17 protein-coding genes and 1 pseudogene are annotated in these 23,114 nt (G+C 66.6%); 7 read left to right on the top strand and 11 right to left on the bottom strand.

Going from position 1 to position 23,114, the window contains the following annotated elements; all coding sequences use genetic code 11:
* Positions 1-76: 76 nt before the first annotated feature.
* The 8 genes from tsaE to FHT98_RS14130 form a co-directional block, all read right to left on the bottom strand.
* Positions 77-1,645 carry a tRNA (adenosine(37)-N6)-threonylcarbamoyltransferase complex ATPase subunit type 1 TsaE gene (gene tsaE, locus FHT98_RS14165; protein WP_142114423.1) on the bottom strand — a complete coding sequence of 523 codons (1,569 nt, stop codon included), beginning with the start codon at positions 1,643-1,645 and terminating at the stop codon, positions 77-79.
* Positions 1,642-4,122: a sensor histidine kinase gene (locus tag FHT98_RS14160; protein ID WP_113586314.1), complete on the bottom strand. Its 2,481-nt coding sequence runs from the start codon at positions 4,120-4,122 to the stop codon at positions 1,642-1,644. Before FHT98_RS14160 ends, tsaE begins: the two co-directional genes overlap by 4 nt.
* 402 nt (positions 4,123-4,524) lie before the next feature.
* A complete protein-coding gene (gene ahcY, locus FHT98_RS14155; RefSeq protein ID WP_413813555.1) occupies positions 4,525-5,931 on the bottom strand; it encodes an adenosylhomocysteinase in 1,407 nt (468 codons plus the stop codon).
* Between the two features lie 222 nt (positions 5,932-6,153).
* On the bottom strand, positions 6,154-6,468 hold the full coding sequence (locus tag FHT98_RS14150) for an HPr family phosphocarrier protein (RefSeq protein ID WP_061971768.1): 315 nt from the start codon (positions 6,466-6,468) through the stop codon (positions 6,154-6,156).
* Between the two features lie 18 nt (positions 6,469-6,486).
* Positions 6,487-6,888 carry a PTS sugar transporter subunit IIA gene (locus FHT98_RS14145; RefSeq protein WP_061971766.1) on the bottom strand — a complete coding sequence of 134 codons (402 nt, stop codon included), beginning with the start codon at positions 6,886-6,888 and terminating at the stop codon, positions 6,487-6,489.
* Positions 6,889-6,997: 109 nt separating this feature from the next.
* Positions 6,998-7,480 (bottom strand): HPr kinase/phosphorylase, encoded by a 483-nt coding sequence (locus tag FHT98_RS14140; RefSeq protein ID WP_248309222.1) that lies wholly within the window; start codon positions 7,478-7,480, stop codon positions 6,998-7,000.
* On the bottom strand, positions 7,470-9,269 hold the full coding sequence (locus FHT98_RS14135; RefSeq protein WP_113586316.1) for a sensor histidine kinase: 1,800 nt from the start codon (positions 9,267-9,269) through the stop codon (positions 7,470-7,472). Before FHT98_RS14135 ends, FHT98_RS14140 begins: the two co-directional genes overlap by 11 nt.
* Positions 9,270-9,336: 67 nt before the next feature.
* Positions 9,337-10,038, bottom strand: a complete 702-nt coding sequence (locus FHT98_RS14130) for a response regulator transcription factor (RefSeq protein ID WP_061971764.1) — start codon at positions 10,036-10,038, stop codon at positions 9,337-9,339.
* Positions 10,039-10,180: 142 nt separating this feature from the next.
* Between FHT98_RS14130 and FHT98_RS14125 the strand changes: the two genes are divergently transcribed.
* The 3 genes from FHT98_RS14125 (at position 10,181) to FHT98_RS14115 (ending at position 13,855) form a co-directional block, all read left to right on the top strand.
* Positions 10,181-10,942, top strand: coding sequence for a HugZ family pyridoxamine 5'-phosphate oxidase (locus FHT98_RS14125; RefSeq protein ID WP_142114422.1), 762 nt, complete (start codon positions 10,181-10,183; stop codon positions 10,940-10,942).
* 255 nt (positions 10,943-11,197) lie between these two features.
* A complete protein-coding gene (locus tag FHT98_RS14120; protein ID WP_142114421.1) occupies positions 11,198-12,808 on the top strand; it encodes a phosphoenolpyruvate carboxykinase in 1,611 nt (536 codons plus the stop codon).
* A 36-nt stretch (positions 12,809-12,844) separates the two neighbouring features.
* A complete protein-coding gene (locus FHT98_RS14115; protein WP_113586319.1) occupies positions 12,845-13,855 on the top strand; it encodes an Lnb N-terminal periplasmic domain-containing protein in 1,011 nt (336 codons plus the stop codon).
* A gap of 9 nt (positions 13,856-13,864) precedes the next feature.
* On the opposite strand, the gene FHT98_RS14110 is transcribed toward FHT98_RS14115, so the two are convergent.
* The 3 genes from FHT98_RS14110 to FHT98_RS14100 form a co-directional block, all read right to left on the bottom strand.
* Positions 13,865-15,289, bottom strand: coding sequence for a sodium:proton antiporter (locus FHT98_RS14110; RefSeq protein ID WP_465246909.1), 1,425 nt, complete (start codon positions 15,287-15,289; stop codon positions 13,865-13,867).
* A 14-nt stretch (positions 15,290-15,303) separates the two neighbouring features.
* Positions 15,304-16,977 (bottom strand): TRAP transporter large permease, encoded by a 1,674-nt coding sequence (locus FHT98_RS14105; protein WP_142115761.1) that lies wholly within the window; start codon positions 16,975-16,977, stop codon positions 15,304-15,306.
* 158 nt (positions 16,978-17,135) lie between these two features.
* Positions 17,136-17,735, bottom strand: coding sequence for a TRAP transporter small permease subunit (locus FHT98_RS14100; protein ID WP_061971754.1), 600 nt, complete (start codon positions 17,733-17,735; stop codon positions 17,136-17,138).
* A 260-nt stretch (positions 17,736-17,995) separates the two neighbouring features.
* On the opposite strand from FHT98_RS14100, the gene FHT98_RS14095 reads away from it, so the two are divergent.
* The 4 genes and pseudogenes from FHT98_RS14095 to efeU form a co-directional block, all read left to right on the top strand.
* On the top strand, positions 17,996-18,784 hold the full coding sequence (locus tag FHT98_RS14095; RefSeq protein ID WP_091857245.1) for a class II glutamine amidotransferase: 789 nt from the start codon (positions 17,996-17,998) through the stop codon (positions 18,782-18,784).
* 142 nt (positions 18,785-18,926) lie between these two features.
* The gene (locus tag FHT98_RS14090; RefSeq protein ID WP_091857246.1) at positions 18,927-20,582 is read left to right on the top strand and encodes an acetolactate synthase large subunit; all 1,656 of its coding nucleotides are present in this window, start codon (positions 18,927-18,929) and stop codon (positions 20,580-20,582) included.
* Positions 20,583-20,617: 35 nt separating this feature from the next.
* Positions 20,618-22,000, top strand: coding sequence for an aldehyde dehydrogenase family protein (locus FHT98_RS14085; RefSeq protein WP_142114420.1), 1,383 nt, complete (start codon positions 20,618-20,620; stop codon positions 21,998-22,000).
* A gap of 298 nt (positions 22,001-22,298) precedes the next feature.
* Positions 22,299-23,114 (top strand): annotated as a pseudogene (efeU, locus tag FHT98_RS26475) (iron uptake transporter permease EfeU); the annotation flags it as partial.

Below are 23,114 nucleotides of genomic sequence, written 5' to 3'. Positions count from 1 at the left end.
ATCCAGGGGCGGCAGAGCGCTACGTCCCCCTGGATTGCTTCGGATCTTGCGCTCCTCGCAATGACGGTCAGTCAGGTCACAGATTGCTTTCATCTGCCGCTTCGGTCTCGAACAGCTTCGGCATATGCGCCTGGTACCAGGCCTTGAGCTCTTCCAGGGCAGGATGCTCGAGGTTGCGGCGCAGATAACCTTCGACGCGCGGCAGATGCTTCAGATAGTCGGGCTTGCCGTCGCGCTTGTCGAGCCGGGCGAAGATGCCGGCGATCTTGGTGTTGCGCTGGGCGCCGAGGATCGCATAGGCGCGGGCGAAACCGGCGAGATCGAAATCGGGGGCATCGCCGCGCCGCGCCGCGCCATAGGCCGCGAGCAAGCGCAGTTCCAGCGAGGCGGGGACGTCGATGCGGGCATCCTGGCCGAGCGAGACCAGATCATAGGCGGGATGGCCGAGCACCGCATCCTGGAAGTCGATCAGGCCGAGCCGGGCATGGCCCTGGCGCTGCTCCAGCCAGATCAGGTTGGGCGAGTGCACGTCGCGCATCGTCCAGGTCTGGGGCGCCGCGAGGATCTCGTCGAAGAGCTTGCTCCAGATGCGCGCGAACTCGGCCTGGGTGACGGCCGGAAGCGTCACGCCGGCGATATGCGGCGCATACCATTCGAGGATCAGCTCGGTTTCGATGGCGAGCGCCTGGCGGTCGTATGGCGGCAGCGTGTGGTCGCGCCCCTCCGCCACCGGCAGGATCGTCGGCAGCGTGTGGCGATGCAGATCGGCGAGGAGCTGCGCCGTAGCCTCGTAGCGCTCGGCGATCGGGCGGCGCTCGGCATCGATCACGCCCTCAGCCCCCAGATCCTCGATCACCAGCAGGCCGGTCGTCAGATCCTGCGCCAGGATCTCCGGCGCCGAATAGCCGAGCGAACGCAGGCCGCGATCCATCGCGACGAAGGCCTCGATCGTCTCGGCGAGATGGGCGAGCGCGCTATAGGGCTTGCCGAGCCGGACCGGGGGACCGTCCGGCCGCGGCGGCGAAATCATCAGCACCGCGGTCTCGCCGCTCGGCCGGGTCAGGCGCTCATAGGCACGCGTCGAGGCGTCGCCGAGCATGAAGTCGCGGCGGGCCTCGCCCCAGCCGGCATTATCGAGGAGACGGCGCGATGCCACCGCAATGGCCACGCGCTGCTTCCAGAGGACACCGCCCGAGAGATCGGCGATGCGGCCGGTTTCCGGATTGTCGGGGTCGACATCGAGCACGATATCGATGCGGCGGGCCGCCGGCAGGCGCGTGCCGGCCCGGTCAGGCCACTCGACCAGCATGATCAGGCGATCGATATCCTCGACCAGCCCGATATCGTCGAGCTCGTCGGGCGAACGCACGCGGTAGAGATCGGCATGCAGCACCGTGCCATGGCCCGTCTCGTAGCTCTGGACCAGGGTGAAGGTCGGGCTCGGCGCCTCCAGCGCCGGATCGTCGGCGAGCTCGCGCAGGATGGCGCGCGCCAGGAACGATTTGCCGGAACCGAGATGGCCGGAGAGCGCGACGATGTCGCCAGGCTTGAGGATGGCGGCGATATCGGCAGCGAGGCGCAGCGTCGCCGCCTCGTCAGCCAGCGAGAGCCGGTGCGTCCCGGCCTTGCGGGCTTCTTCGGTCATTCGGCGGCATCCGAGAGCGGCACGCCCTGTGCCGGGAAGACAGCCGTCACCCGCGTGCCGCGGCCGGGCACGGAATCGAGCTCGACATGGCCGCCATGCAATTCGACGATCGAGCGGACGATGGACAATCCCAGCCCGACGCCGCGATGGCTGGAGCCGAGCGAATGGCTCTCGAAGCGTTCGAACACCTTTTCCACCACCTCGGCCGGGATGCCACGGCCCTGATCGACAACCGTGATGCGGATGTCCCCGCCTGTGCGCGTCGCGTTCACCGTCACGGTCTGGCCGGCGGAGGAGAAGCCGATGGCGTTGGAGAGCAAGTTGAACAGCACCTGGCGCAGGCGCTTGCCGTCGGCCCGCAGCGGGCCGGTGCGCGGATCGATCTCGACCTTGAGGTCGAGTTTGGTGTCGGTTAGCCGGTCGTGCAGCCCGGCCGCCGCCTGGGCGATGGTGTCGGCGACGTCGACATCCTGGATTTCGAGCGTTAGCGCGCCGTTGTCGATGGTGGCGAGGTCGAGGATGTCGTTGATGATGGCGAGCAGCGCGCCGGAGGAGCGTACGATATGGGAGGTGTAGTCGCGCTGCTTGTCATTGAGCGCGCCGACCGTCTCGGTGCCGAGCAACTGCGCGAAGCCGATGATGTTGGTCAGCGGCGAGCGCAGTTCGTAGGAGACATGGTGGACGAAATCCTCGCGCAGCCGCGAGATCGTCTCCAGCGCCTCGTTCTTCTCGGTCAGCGCCCGCTCGACATTCACGCTGGCCGTGACGTCGGCGAAGGAGATCAGCGTCGCGCCATCCGGCAGGGGCGCTGCAGCCATGTCGAGCACCGTGCCGTCGCGCCGCTCGATGCGGCTGCTGTAATCCTCGCGCGCGTCACGGACGCCGGTGACGACGCTGTGCAATTCGCTCCAGACCTCGTCCTGCGGGAAGAGCGGCCGGCAGAGCCGGATGACCTCATCGATATGCGGCGCGCTGGCCGCGAGGTCGCCGCCCTGGATGCGCCAGGACTGGGCGAAGGCCGGGTTGGAGAGCTTGAGCCGCCCGTCCGAGCCGAACACCGCGACGCCTTCGCGCAGCGAGTCGAGCGTCTCGCGCTGGGTGCGGGACAGGGCGTTGAAGCGGGATTCCAGCGTGAAGCGCTCGGTGACGTCGTCATAAAGATAGGTAACGCCGCCCTGCGGATTGGGGCTGGCGACGACATGGACGGTGCGCCCGTCCGGCAGGTACCACCAGTCCTCGCTGGCGCGCGTCGCGGTATAGGCGGCCTGCGCCGCCGCCTTCCAGCTGCGGTAATCGCCGAGCTCGGGCAGGCGCCGCTCGGCGCGCAGCTTGTCGAGAATCTCGCCATCGGTCGGCTGGCCGTCGAGGAAGCCCGCTTCCAGCGACCAGAGCGCATCGAAGCCGGAATTGCGATAGACGAGGCGCTGGGTGCCGTCGAAGACGGCGACCGCCGTCTTGAGCCGATCGAGCGTGCGGACATGGGCGTCCATCTGGCGCTGGAGATCGGCCCGGACCGCCTCGAGCTCGCTCATGTCGGTGGCGAAGCCGGCATATCCGGTCGCGGTCGGCAGTTCCATGATGTCGAGCGTGCGCCGCTGTCCGGAGACGACGGCCGGCGCCCGCAGGGCGAAGGTCGCGCCTTCCCGGCGCGCCCGCGAGGCGGCATCGCGCTCGGTGCGGTCGAGCAGCTCCAGCCCGCTCTTCGCGACGGCGGCCGGATCGGCAGCTTCCACCGCACGCGCATAGGCGGCGTTGACCCAGGTGAGGCGGCCATCGGCATTGCGCATCCAGGCGGGATGCGGCAGCCCCGCGAGCAGGCTCGAAAGCGCCGCGTGGCCCACGGTCACGCGTTCGAGCTCGCCGCGCAGGGTCATGACCTCGGCCCGCTCGCCCGTGACCTCGCGGAAGCGGATCACCGCGCGCCCGGCGACGGGCCGGCCCTCGACGTCGATGAAAGGCCCCGCCTTGCTGCGCAGCGTGAAATTGAAGGCCTCGCCGCGCTGCTTCAGCGCATCGGTCGCGAGTTCCAGACGCTTGGCGTCGACCGGCGGCGCCCAGCTGCCATAAGCCAAAGCGAGCGTCGCACCGGGAGCCCCGAGGAAGCCGCTGTCGCCCTCGAAGATGGGCTCGGCATCACGGCCCTTCCAGCTCACCACCACCTGTGGATCGGCTGCGAGCAGGATCGAGAGCCGCTCCTGGTGGCTGCGCGCCGCTTCGAGATCGGCCGCGAGCTTGGCCTCGCGCTTCTGCCAGCGCGTCCGCTCGCGCACATAGATCAGCGATGTCGTCGTGGCGAAGACGGTCAGGCCCGCCAGGACCAGCGAAAGCCCGCCCGAGCCCATGGTATCGAAGGGTACCGGTGCCAGCCACTCGCTGCGCGCCATGGTCGGAACGGTGACCGACGCTGCCGCCAGCGCGGGCAGCAATGCGCGCGGTCGCCAGCCGCCATCTCGCTCCTGTCGCCTCGCCCGTGTCATCCCTGCGTCCGTCGTCTCTCCGGCGGCCTTGAGCCGCCCTGTCCATCGGGCCCGTCGGAATCGGCCGGGGGAGCTGGCAGGGCTGCCATCTCCGGAGGGGCCGATCCACGCTCGCCACCACGCCAATCACGTCAGAGCTTTCGATCCGGCCCGCGCATCGCGGCGGCCGAATCAGCCCCACTCTAATCATCGCTGGAGTCCGTCAGGAAGTGCTTAATGGCAGGTAAATCGTTCGATTTGCCGGCCGAGCCGGCGCATTGCCGGAGATCGTCAAGCAGTAGATGCCGTTAGCCGACGAGACACAATTTGTAGTGTCCCGGAGCCTGATTCCCGGAAGGCACAGACATGAAAAAAGGCCCGGCTGACGCCGGGCCTCGCGATCGAGAGCGCCGTGGCGCCTTGTCAGTAGCGGTAGAGCTCCGGCTTGAACGGGCCGGTCACCGGCAGGCCGAGATACTTCGCCTGCGCATCGTTGAGCACGGTCAGCTTGGCGCCGACCTTGGCCAGATGCAGCGCCGCGACCTTCTCGTCGAGATGCTTCGGCAGCGTGTAGACCTTGTTCTCGTACTTGGCGTGATGGTTCCAGAGTTCGACCTGGGCCAGCGTCTGGTTCGAGAACGAGCAGGACATCACGAAGGACGGATGGCCGGTCGCGTTGCCGAGGTTCACGAGGCGGCCTTCCGAGAGCAGGATGATGCGCTTGCCGTCGGGGAACTCGATCTCGTCGACCTGCGGCTTGACGTTGTCCCACTTGAAGTTCTTCAGGCCGGCGACCTGAATCTCCGAGTCGAAATGGCCGATATTGCAGACGATGGCGCGGTGCTTCATCGCGCGCATATGCTCGACGGTGATCACGTCGAGGTTGCCGGTGGCAGTCACGAAGATGTCGGCGCGCGGAGCGGCGTCCTCCATGGTGACGACCTCATAGCCCTCCATCGCCGCCTGCAGGGCGCAGATCGGATCGATCTCGGTGACGAGCACGCGGCAGCCGGCCTGACGCAGCGAGGCGGCCGAGCCCTTGCCGACGTCGCCATAGCCGGCGACGGCCGCGACCTTGCCCGACATCATGACGTCGGTGCCGCGGCGGATGGCGTCGACCAGCGACTCGCGGCAGCCGTAGAGGTTGTCGAACTTCGACTTGGTGACGCTGTCGTTGACGTTGATCGCCGGGAAGGGCATGCGGCCGGCCTTGGCCAGCTCGTACAGGCGGTGCACGCCGGTGGTTGTCTCTTCCGAAACGCCCTTGATCGCGGCGCGGGTCTTGGTGAACCAGCCCGGATTGGCCTTCAGCTCGCGCTTGATCAGCTTGAAGAAGATCGTCTCTTCCTCATTGCCCGGCTTGTCCAGGAACTCGGCCTTGCCGGCCTCGGCCTCGGCGCCGAGGATGATCAGCATGGTCAGGTCGCCGCCATCGTCGAGGATCATGTTCGGCGTGCCGCCGTCACCCCAGGTCGCAGTCTTCAGCACGTACTCCCAGTACTCTTCCAGCGTCTCGCCCTTGATGGCGAAGACAGGGGTGCCGGTCGCGGCGATCGCGGCGGCGGCATGGTCCTGGGTCGAGAAGATGTTGCAGGACGACCAGCGCACATCGGCGCCGAGATCCTTCAGCGTCTCGATCAGCACGGCGGTCTGGATCGTCATGTGCAGGCAGCCGGCGATGCGGGCGCCCTTGAGCGGGAACTTGCCCTTGTGCTCGGCGCGGATCGCCATCAGGCCCGGCATCTCGTCCTGGGCCATGTTGATTTCCTTGCGGCCGTAATCCGCAAGCGAGATGTCCTTGACGATGTAATCCGACACGGGTGGCTCCAATCGCTCAGCCTGAATGATGGCGCGCTCTCTAGCAGCGCACGGAGCGAATGGCAATCAAAGATATAAAGATGTCTTTATATGATTGCCTAAGCCTGCACAGCCGCCGTCATGCTCGGGCTTGACCCGAGCATCTCATGACGATGAGGCCATCGACCCGCAGCCTATCTGGAACGAGATTCCCGGATCGGCGCTGCGCTCGGAAATGACGCGCGAGCTACGCCCCTACTCGCCTTCGCCGAACCTGTCGGCGATCAGGGCCGCGAGGGCGTCCAGCGCCGGTTTCGCCTCCGCGCCCTTCGCGACGATGGTGATCGTCGAGCCGATGCCGGCGCCGAGCGTCAGAACGCCCATGATCGAGGTGGCGCCGACCGTCTCGCCGCAGCGGCTGACCGTGATGTCGGCTTCATAGCGGGCGGCGCATTGCACGAATTTCGCCGTGGCGCGGGCGTGCAGCCCCTTCTTGTTGACGATCTGGAATTCACCGTAGAGGGCCCCGGCGGGAATTTCGACTTCGGGGCAATCGCAGTCTTCGTCCATCCGCCCCTCTCGGCGCCGTTACTTGCCGGCCAACACGCGGCTGGCGACGGTGATGTATTTCCGACCCGCATCCTGCGCGCTGGTGACGGCTTCGTCGAGGGTCTTCTCCTCGCGCACGCTGGCGAGCTTGATCAGCATCGGCAGGTTGACGCCCGCGACGACGTCGATGCGGCCGGGCTCCATCACCGAGATCGCCAGGTTCGAGGGCGTGCCGCCGAACATGTCGGTCAGGATGATGACGCCACGGTCGGTCTCGACCTGCTCGACGGCGGCGATGATGTCGCGGCGTCGGCTTTCCATGTCGTCATCGGGAGCGATGGCGATGGTCGCGAGGTTCTTTTGGGGGCCGACGACGTGTTCGAGCGCAGCGCGGAACTCCGTCGCCAAATGCCCATGCGTCACGAGGACCAGTCCGATCATTCAATCCAGCACCGGCGAGCGCCGTCGGGCGCCCGGACAAGGTCGCGGGTTATGCGGCAGACGCGAGATATGCGCAAGCCATCGGCCGTCAAACTTGTCGAAATCGTGGTTAGCGGCCAGCGTCTGTGAATAAGTCGAGCGCGTTCAACGCAAGCCTCTCGTCGCCGGCGCGACCCGTCATGCGCAAGCGAGGGAGATCGATGCCCGCGAGGCTGTCGACGAGATCCTCGGGTTCGGGCATCCGCGCCGGCTCCTCGGCCGCCAGATCGACGAGGAGCCTGATCACGACCGCTCCAGTGTGGGGTTCGGGCGTCAGGCCGAGGCCGCGCCGCTCGACGATACCCTCCAGCGGCGCAACCGGTCGCGCCACCAGCCGATCGCCGGTCGCGACGAGTTCCGTCCGGTCATCGGCGACCAGCCGGGCGAAGCGCCCGGTCTGTCCGGCAAGCGCGATCAGGGCCAGCGCGAGCGTCGACTTGCCGCTTCCCGAAGCGCCGCGGATCAGGATGCCGGCCTCGCCGACGGCCACGACGGTCGCATGGATACGCGTTCGCTGACGCGCCTCGGCAGCCATCCCGCCGTCAGGCTGCATGGGCATAAGCCGCCGGCAGGCAGACGATGAAGCGGGCCCCAAGGCGCTGCGCCTCGCCATCCGGACCGACCGGCCCCAGCCGGTTCTCGGCCCGGATCGAGCCGCGATGCGCTTCGATGATCTGGCGCGAGATCGACAGGCCGAGGCCGGAATTCTGGCCGAACCCCTCGTTCGGACGATCGGTATAGAAGCGCTCGAAGATGCGCTCCAGCGCATGGGGCTCGATACCCGGCCCCTCGTCCTCGACGGTGATGAGCACGTCGTTGGCAACGCGCGAGAGCATGACCTTCACCGGCTTGTCGGGCGGCGAGAAGGAGCGGGCATTGTCGATCAGGTTGACCAGGACCTGGCCGATGCGGGAATCATGGCCGAGCACGAGGAAAGCATCGTCGCCCAGGCGCTGGTTGCGGCGATCGCTGCCCAGCTCGATCAGGGCCCGGCCTTCGCGGCGGGTCTCGTTCTGGATCGTGACCACGGCCTCCAGAACCTGGCTGACATCGACCGGGGCGGAATCGTTGCGAGCGAGTTCGGCATCGAGCCGCGAGGCATCGGAGATATCCGAGATCAGACGGTCGAGCCGGCGGACATCGTGCTGGATCACGGCCATCAGGCGCCCGCGCGCATCCTCGTTGCGGGCGCGGGGCAGGGTCTCGACGGCGCTGCGCAGCGAGGTCAGCGGGTTCTTCAACTCATGAGCGACGTCAGCCGCGAAGCTCTCGATCGCCTCGATGCGGCTGTAGAGCGCCTTGGTCATGTCGCGCAGCGTGCCGGACAAATGGCCGATCTCGTCGTGACGGCTGCTGAAATCCGGGATCTGCTCGCGCGACTTGACGCCGCGCCGCACGCGCTGGGCGGCATCCGCGAGCTTGCGGATCGGCTCGGCGATGGTGCCCGCCAGCAGGATCGAGAGCACGATCATCACGCCGGCGGCGACCGCGAAGACCTGGAAGATCGCGAAACGCTCGGCAGCGATCACCGCATCGATGTCGCCGCCTTGCGTGGAGAGCAGCAGCGCGCCCTTCACGGTGCGGAAGCGCTGCACCGGCACCGCCACCGAAACGATAGTCTGGCCGCGGGTATTGACGCGCACGACGCTCGCCGGCGCGCCGTTCAGGGCGCGGGCGACCTCCGGATAGGATTTGCCGTTGGCGTTCTCGAAATCGTCATAGGTCGGGACATCGGCCTTACCGAGCCGGTTGCGCAGCATGTTCCAGGTGCGCTCCAGCAGCGGCGGCTCGTCGGGCTCGCCGACGCGCGGCAGATCGAGGCGCAGCACGTCGCCGCGCGAATACAGGCTGCGCGAGTCGATGGTGAGCATGCCGTCCTTGTCGTAGACCCGGGCCCGGGTCTTGGTCGGCGTCACCAGCCGGCGCAGCAGCGGCGCGACCTTCTCGGGATTGATCGAGAAATCGAGCGGGTCCTCGGCAATGCCGGCGCTCTCGCCGGCCTGGAGCTGCAGCAGCTTGTCGGGATCGATGGTGATCGTGTCGATCTCGACCGTGGCGGAGGCCGCGATCGCTCCGGCGATGATCTCGCCCTGGGTCAGCAGGCTCTGGACGCGCGCCTCGATCAAGCCCTCGCGGAACTGGTTGAGATAGAGGAAGCCGATCAGCAGCGCGACGAGCCCGCCGAGATTGAGGACGAGGATGCGCCGCGTCAGGCTGGAGGCGGCGCGCAGCGAAATGGCGCGCGCCAGGCGCCGCCACGCGATGCCGGTGCGGCGACGCAGCACGGCACGCCAGCCGGCAGGCGGTGCTGACGCTCTAGCCTCGTTGTCGACGGTTGCCATGGCTGCGGCTTGCTTCCGCTCGGGAGGGTGGCTGCGGCGAATCCGCCGCGCGTCGGCCTTCCTTGCCTCAGGTTTCCTTGAAGCGATAGCCCACGCCGTAGAGCGTCTCGATCATGTCGAAATCGGCATCGACCTGATTGAACTTCTTGCGCAGGCGCTTGATGTGGCTGTCGATGGTGCGGTCGTCGACATAGACCTCGTCGTCATAGGCCGCGTCCATCAGGGCATTGCGGCTCTTCACCACGCCGGGGCGCTGCGCCAGCGATTGCAGGATCAGGAACTCGGTGACGGTGAGGGTCACCGGCTCGCCCTTCCAGGTGCAGGTATGGCGCTCGGGGTCCATGCGCAGCAGGCCGCGCTCCAGAGCCTTGGCATCCTCGGTGCGCGGGGCGGCGGTCGCATCCTTGGCGCCGGCGCGGCGCAGGATCGCCTTGACGCGCTCGACCAGCAGGCGCTGCGAGAACGGCTTCCGGATGAAATCGTCGGCGCCCATCTTCAGGCCGAAGAGCTCGTCGATCTCCTCGTCCTTCGAGGTCAGGAAGATGACCGGAAGATCGGATTTCTGGCGCAGGCGGCGCAGCAACTCCATGCCGTCCATGCGCGGCATCTTGATGTCGAAAATCGCGAGATCCGGCGGGTTCTGCTTCAGCCCGTCGAGGGCCGAGGCACCGTCGGTATAGGTCAGGATGCGATAGCCCTCGGCCTCGAGGGCGATCGAAACCGACGTCAGGATGTTGCGGTCGTCGTCGACCAGCGCAATCGTTGGCATAAGGCCTTCGTCTCTTTTTCTCGTTGCAATATACGGGCTCCCCTCTCGCGGGAGAGAGGCCAAAGCATGGCGGCAATCTAGCCGGAGCGGGGCGATTTGCCTATGTCCCCGTATCACAAGCCGGAAATCGCAGGGAGGTTCCATGGCCAGGGATGTCAAGGACGTGATTCAGCCGATGGACGAAGCCGTCCGACAGGAGGCCAGGGGCCTGCTGCGCGAGGCCCGCTCCGCCGCGCTCGCCACGCTCGGTCCCGATGGCCATCCCTCCGCGAGCCTGGTCGGGCTCGCCACCGACATCCAGGGCACGCCGATCATCCTGATCTCCGGGCTCGCCGCCCATACCGGCAATCTCGCCAACGACCCGCGCGCCTCGCTGCTGATATCGCCCGGCGGCAAGGGCGACCCGCTCGCCCATGCGCGGATCACGCTGAAGGTCCGTGCCCGCAAGATCGACCGCGAGAGCGAGGAAGGCGCGCGCATCCGCCGCCGCTATCTCGCGCGTCAGCCGAAATCGGCGCTCTATGCTGATTTCCCGGATTTCAGCTTCTTTGCACTGGAGATCGAGGGCGCGAGCCTGAACGGCGGCTTCGCCCGCGCCTTTGCGCCGTCACCGGCCGATCTCATGAGCGATCCAGCCCATGCCGCCGCGCTCGCTGAAGTCGAAGCCGGCGCCGTCGCTCATATGAACGAGGACCATGCCGAGGCGATCGGCCTCTATGCCACGCGATTGCTCGGGGCGAAGGCCGGCGATTGGCGGGCTATCGGGCTCGATCCGGACGGGCTCGACATGGCGCTCGGCAGCGCGGCGCTGCGCCTGCCTTTCCCGACCTCTGTGGACGGGCCCGCCAGCCTGCGGCGCATCCTCGCCGAACTGGCAGACAAGGCGCGTTCCCAGGCGACGTGACATCCCGCAAGCCGCCGGCATGCCCGGCTCCGGGAAGACACGCGGCCATTTACCACAGGTTGAAATTCAATCGATTTAGAAAACCTCGCGGCGACGGCGGGCCTTTTCAATGACTTGAGCGAGGCGACGCATCGCCTTAAAGAGCATCGTGGCCGCAAGGCCTCGCCTTCGACGCCCTGGGCCTCGCCACCGGCCCCGGCGCATTCGTGAAGACAACGGGCCGCCCTCAGCATGGCCGGCCTCCGGAGGAATTCAGTGGACATTATCGGTCAGTTCAATGTCGCCCATGGTGCCGAAGGCTTCGGCTTCCGCAAGCTCAAGGCCGTGCACTGGAACCTGGAAGCGCCGCAGCTCTACGAGGAATCGCTTCACCGGGGCGAATCCCAGCTCGCCCGCGGCGGCGCGCTCTGCGCCGATACCGGCAGCCATACCGGCCGCTCGCCCAAGGACAAGTTCACGGTGCGCGACGCGCTGACCGAGAACACGGTCTGGTGGGACAACAACCAGGCGATGAGCCCAGAGCATTTCGAGACGCTGCTCGGCGACTTCCTCGCCCATGCCGAGGGCAAGGAGCTGTTCGCGCAGGATCTCTATGGCGGCGCCGACCCCGTCCATCGCGTCAAGGCCCGCGTCTTCACCGAGATGGCCTGGCATTCGCTGTTCATCCGCAACCTGCTGATCCGGCCGCCGCGCGACGAGATCAACGCCTATGTGCCGGAGATGACGATCGTCGACCTGCCGAGCTTCAAGGCCGACCCGAAGCGCCATGGCTGCCGCAGCGAGACCGTCGTCGCGATCGACTTCACCCGCAAGATCGTGCTGATCGGCGGCTCGGCCTATGCCGGCGAGATGAAAAAATCGGTCTTCACCTATCTGAACTACGTCCTGCCGACCAAGGGCGTGGTGCCGATGCACTGCTCGGCCAATGTCGGCCCGAAGGACGATTCCGCGATCTTCTTCGGCCTGTCCGGCACCGGCAAGACCACGCTCTCGGCCGATCCGGAGCGCACGCTGATCGGCGACGACGAGCATGGCTGGTCGAAGGACGGCATCTTCAATTTCGAGGGCGGCTGCTACGCCAAGACGATCCGCCTCTCGGCCGAGGCCGAGCCGATGATCCATGCGGCCTCGCTGCGCTTCGGCACGGTGCTCGAGAACACCGTCATGGACCCGCTGACGCGCGAGGTCGATTTCGACGACCAGAGCAAGACCGAGAACACGCGCTCGGCCTATCCGCTCGACTTCATCCCGAACGCCTCGCGCACCGGCCGCGCCGGCATCCCGAAGAACATCGTGATGCTGACGGCCGACGCCTTCGGCGTGATGCCGCCGATCGCCAAGCTGACCCCGGCCGAGGCGATGTATCACTTCCTCTCCGGCTACACTGCCAAGGTCGCCGGCACGGAGCGTGGGCTGACCGGCGTCGAGCCGGAATTCTCGACCTGCTTCGGCTCGCCCTTCCTGCCGCGGCACCCGTCGGAATACGCCAACCTGCTGCGCGACTTCATCGACAAGCACCATGTCGATTGCTGGCTGGTCAACACCGGCTGGACCGGCGGCCAGTACGGCACCGGCCGGCGCATGCCGATCCGCGTCACACGCCGCCTGCTCTCCTCGGCGCTCGACGGCTCGCTCAACCGCGCCGATTTCCGCCGCGACCCCTATTTCGGCTTCGCGGTGCCGAGCTCGGTGCCCGGCGTCGAGCCGCATATCCTCTACCCCGTGAAGACCTGGGCCGATAAGGCCGCCTTCGCCGAGACCGCGAAGAACCTCGTCGGCATGTTCGCCAAGAACTTCGCCAAGTTCGAGGACCATGTCGACGACGCCGTGAAGGCGGCGGCGCCGACGAATTACCTCGCGGCCTGACGCCAAGCCCTCCGGGCTGTGCTACGAGAGGCGGCCATGGGCCGCCTCTTTTTCATTGTGCTGAAGCTTCTCCTCACCCTCGTCATTCTCGGCGCCGCGACCTGGGGCGCGGGGCTCCTGCTGTTCCGCCTCTCGGGCACGACCGCGACAATCGCCGCGATCGGCTTCGGCATCGCGGCGCTCGCCGGGCTCGTCGGCATCTGGACCAGCGACGCGCGCCTGTCGCTCGGCTTCGCCATGGTCTTCGTCGGCCTGCTCGGGTGGTGGAGCAGCCTCCAGCCCTCGCATGACCGCGACTGGATTCCAGAGCTCGCGCGGCTGCCCACCGTCACGCGCGAGGGCGAGGCCATCACCGTCTCCAACCTGCGCGATTTCCGCTGGCGCACGGAGGAGGATTACGACCAGCGCTGGGAGACGCGGCGCTATAACCTCGCAGCCGTCACCGGCGCCGATGTCTTCCTGACCTACTGGTCCGGCGAGGCGATCGCGCATCTGATGATCAGCTTCACTTTTTCCGATTCGGTGCCGCTCACCATCTCGATCGAGGTTCGGCGCGAGAAGGGCGAGGACTGGTCGGCGCTGGCCGGCTTCTTCCGCAGCTATGAGATGGCCTATGTCGCGGCCGACGAGCGCGACATCGTGGGCTTGCGCACCCATGCGCGGCGCGAGGATGCAAGGCTCTTCCGGCTCAGCGCCTCGGGAACGCAGGCCCGCGACCTGCTCGTCGCCTATATCGCGGATATCAACGACCTCGCCGCCAAGCCGCGCTGGTACAACACGCTGACGACCAATTGCACGACAGTGGTCTACCATCTCGTCGGCAGCGTCGCGCCGGGCTGGACATTCTCGCTACCGCTCGATCCGCGCGTGCTGCTCTCCGGCTACCTGCCCGGCTATCTCCAGCAGATCGGCGCGATCCGGCAGGATATCCCGCTGGAGGAGCTGGTCCGGCGCGCCCGCATCGGCGATCACGCGCGCACGCTCTCATTGGACGACCCGCAGTTCTCGGCGAAGATCCGCGAGGGCGTTCCGGCAGGGCGGCCGTGACACCCTGCTTTACCGGAAGAACAAGAAGGTCTGCACCACGAAGAGCGGGATCAGGATCGCCCCCGACCAGAGCATGTAGCCGAAGAAGGAAGGCATCTTCACCTTCCGGTCCTTGGCGATGGCGTAGACCATGAAGTTCGGGGCGTTGCCGATATAGCTGTTGGCGCCCATGAAGACCGCGCCGGCCGAGATCGCTGCCAGCGTCAGCGCCCCCGTCGTCATCAGCGCCTTCGGATCGCCGCCGGCCAGCTCGAAGAAGACGAGATAGGTCGGGGCGTTGTCGAGGAAGGAGGAGAGCGCGCCGGTCAGCCAGAAATAGGCTACCGTGTTGGCGCTGCCGTCGGCATTGGTGACGAGCCCGACCAGCGGCGCGAAGGCGCCCGCCTTCCCCGCCTGCAGCATCGCCAGAACCGGGATGATGCAGATGAAGATGCCGGCGAAGAGCTTGGCGACCTCCTTGATCGGCCCCCAGGAGAATTCGTTGCCGGCGCGGATGGGGCCGGGCGTGAGCTTGAGCGAGAGGCCGGCAAGCACGAGCAGGACGACGTCGCGCAGCAGGTTCTGGCCCTCGACGGGGACGCCATGCACGGTGAAGGCGACGCCCGGCTTCCAGTTCGCCGACATCAGGATCGCGACGATGACGCCGGCCAGCAACAGGATGTTGACCTTGCCCCAGAGCTTGATGGCGCGGTCTGGCGTCGGGTCCTTGAGCTTCGGAAAGCCCTCTTCCTTGCGGAAGAGAAAACTGTCGAGCGCGTAGAACAGGGCAAGCAGCACGATGACGGCGAAGGCCGTCTCGGGCAGCAGATGTTTCGTGGTCCAGAAGAAATCGACGCCGCGCAGGAAGCCGAGGAACAGCGGCGGGTCGCCGAGTGGCGTCAGCGAACCACCGATATTCGAGACCAGGAAGATGAAGAAGACGACGACATGGACGTTGAAACGCCGGTCGTCATTGGCGCGCAGCACCGGCCGGATCATGATGATCGAGGCGCCGGTGGTGCCGACGAAGCTTGCGAGCACCGTGCCGATCGCCAGCAGCACCGTATTGGTCGCCGGCGTGCCGTGCAGGTTGCCCGAGATCAGAATGCCGCCCGCGATGGTGAAGAGCGCGAAGAGCAGGATGATGAAGGGGATGTAGTCGAGCAGCGCGGTGTGGAGCAGAGCCCCCAAAGCCGGATCGGCGCCGCGCAGCAGAAACAGCGGCACCAGCGTCAGCAAGGCCCAGAACGCGGCGAACTTGCCATAGTGATGCTCCCAGAGATGCGGGAACAGCACCGGGCCGAGTGCGATCGAGAGCAGCATGCCGGCGAAGGGCAGGGCCCAGCCGACACCCATGCTCGCGCCACCGATATCGCCCGCGGCCCAGGCCGTGCCCGGCGTTACGGCCAGCGCGAGCGACGCCATCGCGATCAGCCTGCCGACGCGCCTCTTCATCGCCCGGCCTCGCCTCAGGGCTTCGGCGGTGCGCCGATGACCGGCGGCGCATTGAGGTCGAACCCACCCGGCAGACCCGAAGCACCAAGGCCGGGGATCTGGATCGAGTCGAACTGCTTGTCGATCGCCTTCTGGTCGAGCTGAATCGCGGAGGCCTTGTAGTGCATCACCATGCTCGGGAAGAGCACGACGAGGGCGACCATGATGCACTGGATCACCACGAAGGGCACCGCACCCCAGTAGATCTGGCCGGTGGTGACGGGCTCCATCATCCGGCCGGTGACGCGATCCTTGTAGGCGTTCTTCGGCGCGACCGAGCGCAGGAAGAACAGGGCGAAGCCGAAGGGCGGGTGCATGAAGGAGGTCTGCATGTTCACGCCGAGGATGACACCGAACCAGATCAGGTCGATGCCGAGCTTTTCCGCCGCGGGTCCGAGCAGCGGCACGATGATGAAGGCCAGCTCGAAGAAGTCGAGGAAGAAGGCGAGCAGGAAGACCATCACGTTGACGACGATCAGGAAGCCCGTCGCGCCGCCCGGCAGGCCGACCAGCAGATGCTCGACCCAGAGATGGCCGTTGACGCCGTAGAAGGTCAGCGAGAACACGCGCGCGCCGACCAGGATGAAGAGCACGAAGGCCGAGAGCTTGGCGGTCGATTCCGTCGCCTGCTTCAGCAGGTCGAAGGTCATGCGCTTCTTGCCGTAGGCGAGCAGGATCGCGCCGGCAGCACCCATCGCGCCGCCCTCCGTCGGCGTGGCGACACCGATGAAGATGGTGCCGAGCACCAGGAAGATCAGCGCCAGCGGCGGCACCATCACGAAGACGACCTGCTCGGCCATGCGCGAGAGCAGGCCGAGGCCGAGGAACTTGTTGACCAGCGCGATGACGAAGGAGATCGCCACCATCAGCGACATCGTCAGCACGACGAAATCGGCGCCCGCCTGCAGCTTGGTGAAGAGCTTCATGTAGGCATAGGCGAGGACGAGCGAGATGACCGCGACCACGAGCAGCGACAGACGGCGGGTCTTACCATCGGCATCCCGCAGGGTCTGCGCCTCCGGCGGCAGGCCGGGCGCGCGATTGGGATAGACGATCGTTATCAGGAAGACATAGCCCGCATACATCGAGGCCAGCACGAGGCCGGGAATGAAGGCGCCCTCGTACATGTCGCCGACCGAGCGGCCGAGCTGGTCGGCGAGCACGATCAGGACGAGCGAGGGCGGGATGATCTGGGCGAGCGTGCCGGAGGCCGCGATGACACCTGACGCGAGGCGCCGGTCATAGCCGTAGCGCAGCATGATCGGCAGCGAGATCAGGCCCATCGAGATCACCGAGGCCGCGACGACGCCGGTGGTGGCAGCGAGCAGCGCGCCGACGAAGATCACGGCATAGGCCAGGCCGCCGCGGATCGGCCCGAAGAGCTGGCCGATGGTGTCGAGCAGGTCCTCCGCCATGCCGGAGCGTTCGAGGATCAGCCCCATGAAGGTGAAGAACGGCACCGCCAGCAGCACGTCGTTGTTCATCGTGCCGTAGATGCGCTCCGGCAGCGCCTGCAGGAAGTTCTCCTGGAACAGGCCGAGCTCGATGCCGATCAATGCGAAGAGCAGGCCGTTGGCGGCCAGCGCGAAGGCGACGGGATAGCCGAGCAGCAGGAAGACGACGAGGGCGGCGAACATCACCGGCGCCATGTTGACGCGCAGGAAATCGCCGACACCGCCGCCCGCCGCAAGGGCGTCGCCGGTATGAAGGCCGAAGAAGACGAGGAGCGTGAGCGCGAGCAGCAGGCCGGCGGCGCGCGGAAGGCGATGAGCGTGCATGGGACGGTTCCGGACTTCTTGCGGGCCGCTCACGAGGCGAGGCCCTGTTCCTTGGCTTGGTCGAGCAGGCGCTGGGCTTCCGCCTCGGCCGCCGCGGCATGGCCGAGCGCCGCCTCGTGATCCTCCAGGTCGCCACGCATGATCGCGATCTGCTTGATGATCTCGGAAACACCTTGGAAGGTCAGCATCACGAAGCCGATGACGACGAGCCCCTTGGCCGGCCATTGCGGCAGGCCGCCAGCCGAGAGCGACTGCTCGTTGATCGCGTAGGAGCGCATGAAGAACGGCCAGGAATGATAGACGATCAGCAGGCAGAACGGCATCAGGAAGAGCACATGGCCGATGAGCTCGATCCATTGCCGCACGCGCTGCGGCAGCATGCTGTTCACGATGTCGATGCGGATGTGCTCCTTCACCTGCATCGTCCAGGACGCGCACATCAGGAAGACCGCGCCGAACAGCATCCATTGCAGTTCGAGCCAGGCATTCGACGAGACGTTGAAGACCTTGCGGATGATGGCGTTGATCGCCGCCACGAGGACCGCGACGAGGATCAGCCAGGCGATCTTTTTGCCGATCTGGCTGTTGACCGCGTCGATGACCCGGCTGATGGCAAGGAGACCCTTCACATTCCCGCTCCCGTGAGGGCGCAATTCTGCGCCGTTTCCGCCCCTTTGTCGGCAGGATCGGTATAGGAGGGATGCGCGCCACGCAAGACGGTACGGGTCTTATCCATTGGACGAAAGGCGGGGTCGCGGCTGCCTGTTTTCGCGTCAGCAGATGGCGGGAGAGTGTCGTCGGCGGCGAAGCGAATAATCGTTATGTTCGCATTCATCTTCGGAGAACATTATTCTCCCGGCTGCTTCCACCCCATCGATTCGAGGCGCAGATGTGCCGCTTCCTCGCCTATTCCGGCGTTCCCGTCTTCCTCGAGGACTTCGTCGCCTCGCCCTGCCATTCGCTGATCCACCAGTCGCTCCATGCCGAGGAAGCCAAGACCGGCACCAATGGCGACGGCTTCGGCGTCGGCTGGTATGGCGAGCGGCCCGAGCCCGGCCAGTACCGCGAGGTCAGGCCCGCCTGGTCCGACGAGAACCTGCTCTCGATCGCACGGCAGGTGCGCTCGCATCTGTTCTTCGCCCATGTCCGCGCCGCGACCGGCACAGCGACGACGCGGGCGAACTGCCACCCCTTCGTCCATGGCCGCTACCTCTTCATGCATAACGGCCAGATCGGCGGCTATGGCACGATCCGCCGGCGGCTGGAGGCCCTGATTCCGGATTCGCTCTACGACGCCCGTGCCGGCTCGACCGATTCCGAAGCGCTGTTCCTGCTCACCCTTTCCCATCTGGCCGAGGGCATGGCGCCCGGCCAGGCGCTGGCCGCAGCGATTGTCGATGCGCTCGCGCTGATGGAACAGGCCGGCATCCGCGAGCCGCTGCGCTGCGCGGCGGCGCTGGCCGACGGCGACAGCATCCATGCGGTCCGCTGGTCCTCGGACACCAAGCCGCCGAGCCTCTATGTCTGCGAACGGCCCGACAGCGTCGTCGTCGCTTCCGAGCCCGTCGATGCCGCGCGCGAATGCTGGCAGGCCCTGCCCTGCAACACGCTGGTCACGGTGCGGGGCGGCGCGGTGACGTTCTCGCCCTTCGAGATTGCGCTGAAACAGGCGGCCTGAGCCGGTATCAGCCCATCATCGCAAGCCGCTGGCGGGCAGAACAGCCATGCGCCGCTCGCCCTGACACGCCCCCGGTTGCGTTCCTACGTCGAGAGCCTAGCCTTGCTGTCCGGCGAGGCTCTCTCCGCGAAAGGCACGGGCGATGAAGAAGGGTTCCGATCTTCTGGTCGAGGCGCTTGAGAACGAGGGCGTCGATCGCGTCTTCGGCGTTCCCGGCGAGGAAAATCTCGACGTCGTCGAATCCCTGCGCAAATCGAAGATCGAGCTGGTGCTGACGCGGCACGAGCAGGCCGCCGCCTTCATGGCCGCGACGCATGGGCGCCTGACCGGCCGCCCCGGCGTCTGCATCGCGACCCTCGGGCCGGGCGCGCTCAATTTCTCGACCGGCGCGGCCTATGCCCATCTCGGCGCGATGCCGATGATCCTCATCACCGGGCAGAAGGCGATCATGACCGCCAAGCAGGCGCGCTTCCAGATCGTCGACGTCGTCGCCTCGATGCGCCCGCTGACCAAGATGACGCGCCAGATCGTCAGCCCCGCCAGCATTCCCTCGGTGGTGCGCGACGCCTTCCGCGTCGCGATGGAGGAGCGGCCGGGCCCCGTCCATCTCGAACTGCCGGAGGACGTGGCGGCCGAGGAGGTCGAAGACATTCCGGCGATCCCGGTCCATCCGCTGGACCGGCCGATCGCGCCGGCCGGAGCGATCGATCGGGCTGCACAGATGATCCTCGCCGCGAAGCGGCCGCTGGTGATGATCGGCGCCGCCGGCAACCGGCCGCGCCTGGTCGAGCCGCTCTCGGCCGCGGTACGCCGCATCGGCTTGCCCTTCTTCAACACCCAGATGGGCAAGGGCGCCGTCACCGGCGGCTCGAACCTCTATCTCGGCACGGCGGCGCTCTCCGAGGGCGACTATGTCCATGAGGCCGTCGCCGCAGCCGACCTGATCATCGCCGTCGGCCACGACACGATCGAGAAGCCGCCCTTCCTGATGCGCAATGCCGGCGGGCCGAAGGTGGTCCATCTCGGCTTCCAGTCGGCCAATGTCGAGCAGGTCTATCACCCCGACGCTGAGGTGATCGGCGATATCGGCGTCACGATGACCGGGCTTGCCGAGCGGCTGGAAGGCAAGCTGCCCGAGCAGAAGCAGACGCTGGAACTGCGCCAGAAGATCCTGGCGAAGATCAATGCCCGCTCGGAAGAGGACCGTTTCCCGGTGACGCCGCAGCGGCTCGTCCACGACGTGCGGGCGGTGATGCCGGAGGACGGCATCGTCTGCCTCGATAACGGCATGTACAAGATCTGGTTTGCGCGGAACTACCGCACCCATGTCGCCAATACGCTCCTGCTCGACAATGCGCTGGCGACGATGGGGGCTGGCCTGCCCTCGGCGATGATGGCGGCGATGCTGCATCCGGAACGGCGCGTCATGGCCGTCTGCGGCGATGGCGGCTTCATGATGAACTCGCAGGAGATGGAGACGGCGGTCCGGCTCGGGCTCAACCTCGTCGTGCTCGTCCTCAATGACGGAGCCTATGGCATGATCCGCTGGAAACAGGCCGTCGACCAGTTTCCGGATTACGGCATGACCTTCGGCAATCCGGATTTCGTCGCCTATGCCAAGGCCTATGGCGCCAAGGGCTCGCGCGTGGCCTCGGCCGAGGCACTGGTGCCCACTCTGGAAGCCGCCTTCAAGGGCGGCGGTGTCCACCTCGTCGATTGCCCGATCGACTATTCCGAGAACACCCGCGTCCTCGTCGAGGAACTCCGGAACAAAGTGCCGGACGTCGATCTCGCCTGATCCCCGGCACTTCAAGCGAATTCAAGGAGACGACCATGCTCCAGGTTGTTCAAGCCTATGACCGCGCTCCGATCACCGAGATCGAGACCGATGACGAGGCCGCGCTCGAACGCAAGCTCCAGGCGGCTGAGGCCGTCTTCAAGGATCGCGACAACTGGCTGAAGCCGCATCAGCGCATCGCGATCCTGCGCAAGCTCGCCGGCCTCCTCGAAGCCAGGCGCGACCATTTCGCCATGCAGATCGCGCGCGAAGGCGGCAAGCCGCTGCCGGACGCCATCGTCGAGGCGAACCGGGCCGTCGACGGCGTCTACAATGCCGCCGAGGAGCTCCGGAACTTCGCCGGGCGCGAGATCCCGATGGGCCTCTCCGCAGCGGCGGCCGATCGCTGGGCCTTCACCACCAAGGAGCCGATCGGCATCGTCGCGGCGATCTCTGCCTTCAACCACCCGCTCAACCTGATCGTGCATCAGGTCGCGCCGGCGATCGCGGTCGGCTGCCCGGTCATCGTCAAGCCGGCCGGTACGACGCCGCTCTCCTGCATCGATTTCGTCAAGCTGGTGCATGAGGCCGGGCTGCCGGAAGCCTGGTGCCAGACCTTCGTGCCCGCAGAGACGGCGCAGGCGGAAAAGTTCGCGACCGATCCGCGCATCGCCTTCCTCAGCTTCATCGGCTCGGCCAAGGTTGGCTGGTACCTGCATTCGAAACTCGCCCATGGCGCCCGCTCGGCGCTGGAGCATGGCGGCGTCGCGCCCGCGATCGTCGACAGGAGCGCCGATCTGGACGCAATCATCGAGCCGATCGTGAAGGGCGGCTATTACCACGCCGGCCAGGTCTGCGTGTCGACGCAGCGGATCTACGTCCATGATGCGGTCATCAACGACTTCACCGAGCGGCTGGTCGCCCGCGTGAAGAAGCTGCGCACCGGCGATCCGACGCTCGCCGATACCGAGGTCGGCCCGCTGATCATCCCGAAAGAGGCTGACCGCGTCGCTTCCTGGATCGACGAGGCCGTGAAAGGCGGTGCGAGGCTCGCGACCGGCGGCAAGCGGCTCTCGGAGACGACGCTGGAGCCGACCGTGTTGATCGATCCCGATCCGGAAGCCCGCATCTCCAGCGAGGAGGTGTTCGGCCCGGTCGTCGCGATCTACCGCTACAGCAAGCTCGACGACGCAATCGCGCGGGCGAATTCCCTGCCCGTCGCCTTCCAGGCCAGCATCTTCGCGCAGGACATCGATGTCGCGATGCGTGCGGCGAACCGGCTCGACGCCTCCGCCGTGATGGTCAACGATCCGACCAGCTTCCGCGTCGACTGGATGCCCTTCGCCGGCCGGCGCGTCTCGGGCTACGGCACTGGCGGCATCCCCTACACGATGCATGACATGACGCAGGAGAAGATGATCCTGCTGAAGCGGCGGTGAGGAGGCGCGGCCTCGCCGTCATGGTCGGGCTTGTCCCGGCCATCCACGTCTTCCCTTGTCCGATGCGGTGTTCAAGACGTCATGCTCGCCACCGGGGCGAGCATCACGGTAGCGGCAAGACGACAACGCCGAGACGCGTGCAGCTCCATGCTCTCGCAAGTATCCGGAGCATTCTCAATAGTTTACGATCATTCTAAACTATCAGGATTTGGTTGACCCCTGCGCTGCGCCTGCCTAGGCACGGAGGATCTGCGCCGCGAATAGCCTGATCGCGACGTGCAACCGGGCCGGGTTCGCCGTGATCGTACCGTTTCTCATCATGCTCCGCGAAGGCATCGAGGCCGCGCTGATCGTCGGCATCGTCGCGAGCTATCTGGTCAGGAGCGGGCGGCGCGAGTGGCTGCCGGCGCTCTGGATCGGCGTCGGCCTCGCCTGCGCGGTGAGCCTCGCGGCCGGCGCGGCGCTCGACATCATCGTCGGTGAATTGCCCCAGCGCGGACAGGAATTGTTCGAGGCCGTGATCGGCCTGATCGCAGCGGCGATGCTGACCTCGATGGTGTTCTGGATGCGCAAGGCGGCGCGCTCGATCAAGGGCGAATTGCAGGCCGGCGTCGATATGGCGCTGGCAGGCCCACATCAGGGGCTCGCGCTGGTCGGACTCGCCTTCCTCGCCGTCGTGCGCGAGGGGCTCGAATCCGTCTTCTTCCTGCTCGCCACCTTCCAGCAGAACAGCGGCTGGGCTCCTGCGATTGGAGCCGGACTCGGCATCGGATTGGCGGCCATCATCGGCTATGCGATCTATGCGCTCGGGGTGAAGCTCAACCTGCGCAGCTTCTTCCGCTGGACCGGCATCCTGATCCTGTTCGTTGCGGCCGGACTCGTCGCGAATGCGGTACGTTCCCTGCACGAGGCCGGGCTCTGGAACCATCTCCAGCAGAGCGTCTACGATCTCGGTACGATGCTGCCGGCCGACAGTGCGCTCGGCACAGTCCTTTCCGGCTTCTTCGGCTATCAGGAGCGGGCGGTGCTCGGCGAAGTCATCGCCTATCTCGCCTTCCTGATCCCGATGCTCGCCCTGTTTCTGGCTGGCGGCCGGCCGGAACAGGCAGCCGCA

The sequence above is a fragment of the Allobosea sp. AK1 genome, from assembly GCF_006714945.1.
In the GTDB taxonomy this organism is placed as follows: domain Bacteria; phylum Pseudomonadota; class Alphaproteobacteria; order Rhizobiales; family Beijerinckiaceae; genus Allobosea; species Allobosea robiniae.
This window is presented reverse-complemented; position numbering and strand designations above follow the sequence as displayed.

What these genes read in the sequence shown, in the direction of transcription:
- tsaE (WP_142114423.1), bottom strand. Translation starts at nt 1,645, where the DNA reads ATGACCGAAGAAGCCCGCAAGGCCGGGACGCACCGGCTCTCGCTGGCT.
- FHT98_RS14160 (WP_113586314.1), bottom strand. Translation starts at nt 4,122, where the DNA reads ATGACACGGGCGAGGCGACAGGAGCGAGATGGCGGCTGGCGACCGCGC.
- FHT98_RS14150 (WP_061971768.1), bottom strand. Translation starts at nt 6,468, where the DNA reads ATGGACGAAGACTGCGATTGCCCCGAAGTCGAAATTCCCGCCGGGGCC.
- FHT98_RS14145 (WP_061971766.1), bottom strand. Translation starts at nt 6,888, where the DNA reads ATGATCGGACTGGTCCTCGTGACGCATGGGCATTTGGCGACGGAGTTC.
- FHT98_RS14140 (WP_248309222.1), bottom strand. Translation starts at nt 7,480, where the DNA reads ATGCAGCCTGACGGCGGGATGGCTGCCGAGGCGCGTCAGCGAACGCGT.
- FHT98_RS14135 (WP_113586316.1), bottom strand. Translation starts at nt 9,269, where the DNA reads ATGGCAACCGTCGACAACGAGGCTAGAGCGTCAGCACCGCCTGCCGGC.
- FHT98_RS14130 (WP_061971764.1), bottom strand. Translation starts at nt 10,038, where the DNA reads ATGCCAACGATTGCGCTGGTCGACGACGACCGCAACATCCTGACGTCG.
- FHT98_RS14125 (WP_142114422.1), top strand. Translation starts at nt 10,181, where the DNA reads ATGGCCAGGGATGTCAAGGACGTGATTCAGCCGATGGACGAAGCCGTC.
- FHT98_RS14115 (WP_113586319.1), top strand. Translation starts at nt 12,845, where the DNA reads ATGGGCCGCCTCTTTTTCATTGTGCTGAAGCTTCTCCTCACCCTCGTC.
- FHT98_RS14110 (WP_465246909.1), bottom strand. Translation starts at nt 15,289, where the DNA reads ATGAAGAGGCGCGTCGGCAGGCTGATCGCGATGGCGTCGCTCGCGCTG.
- FHT98_RS14105 (WP_142115761.1), bottom strand. Translation starts at nt 16,977, where the DNA reads ATGGCGCCGGTGATGTTCGCCGCCCTCGTCGTCTTCCTGCTGCTCGGC.
- FHT98_RS14095 (WP_091857245.1), top strand. Translation starts at nt 17,996, where the DNA reads ATGTGCCGCTTCCTCGCCTATTCCGGCGTTCCCGTCTTCCTCGAGGAC.
- FHT98_RS14090 (WP_091857246.1), top strand. Translation starts at nt 18,927, where the DNA reads ATGAAGAAGGGTTCCGATCTTCTGGTCGAGGCGCTTGAGAACGAGGGC.
- FHT98_RS14085 (WP_142114420.1), top strand. Translation starts at nt 20,618, where the DNA reads ATGCTCCAGGTTGTTCAAGCCTATGACCGCGCTCCGATCACCGAGATC.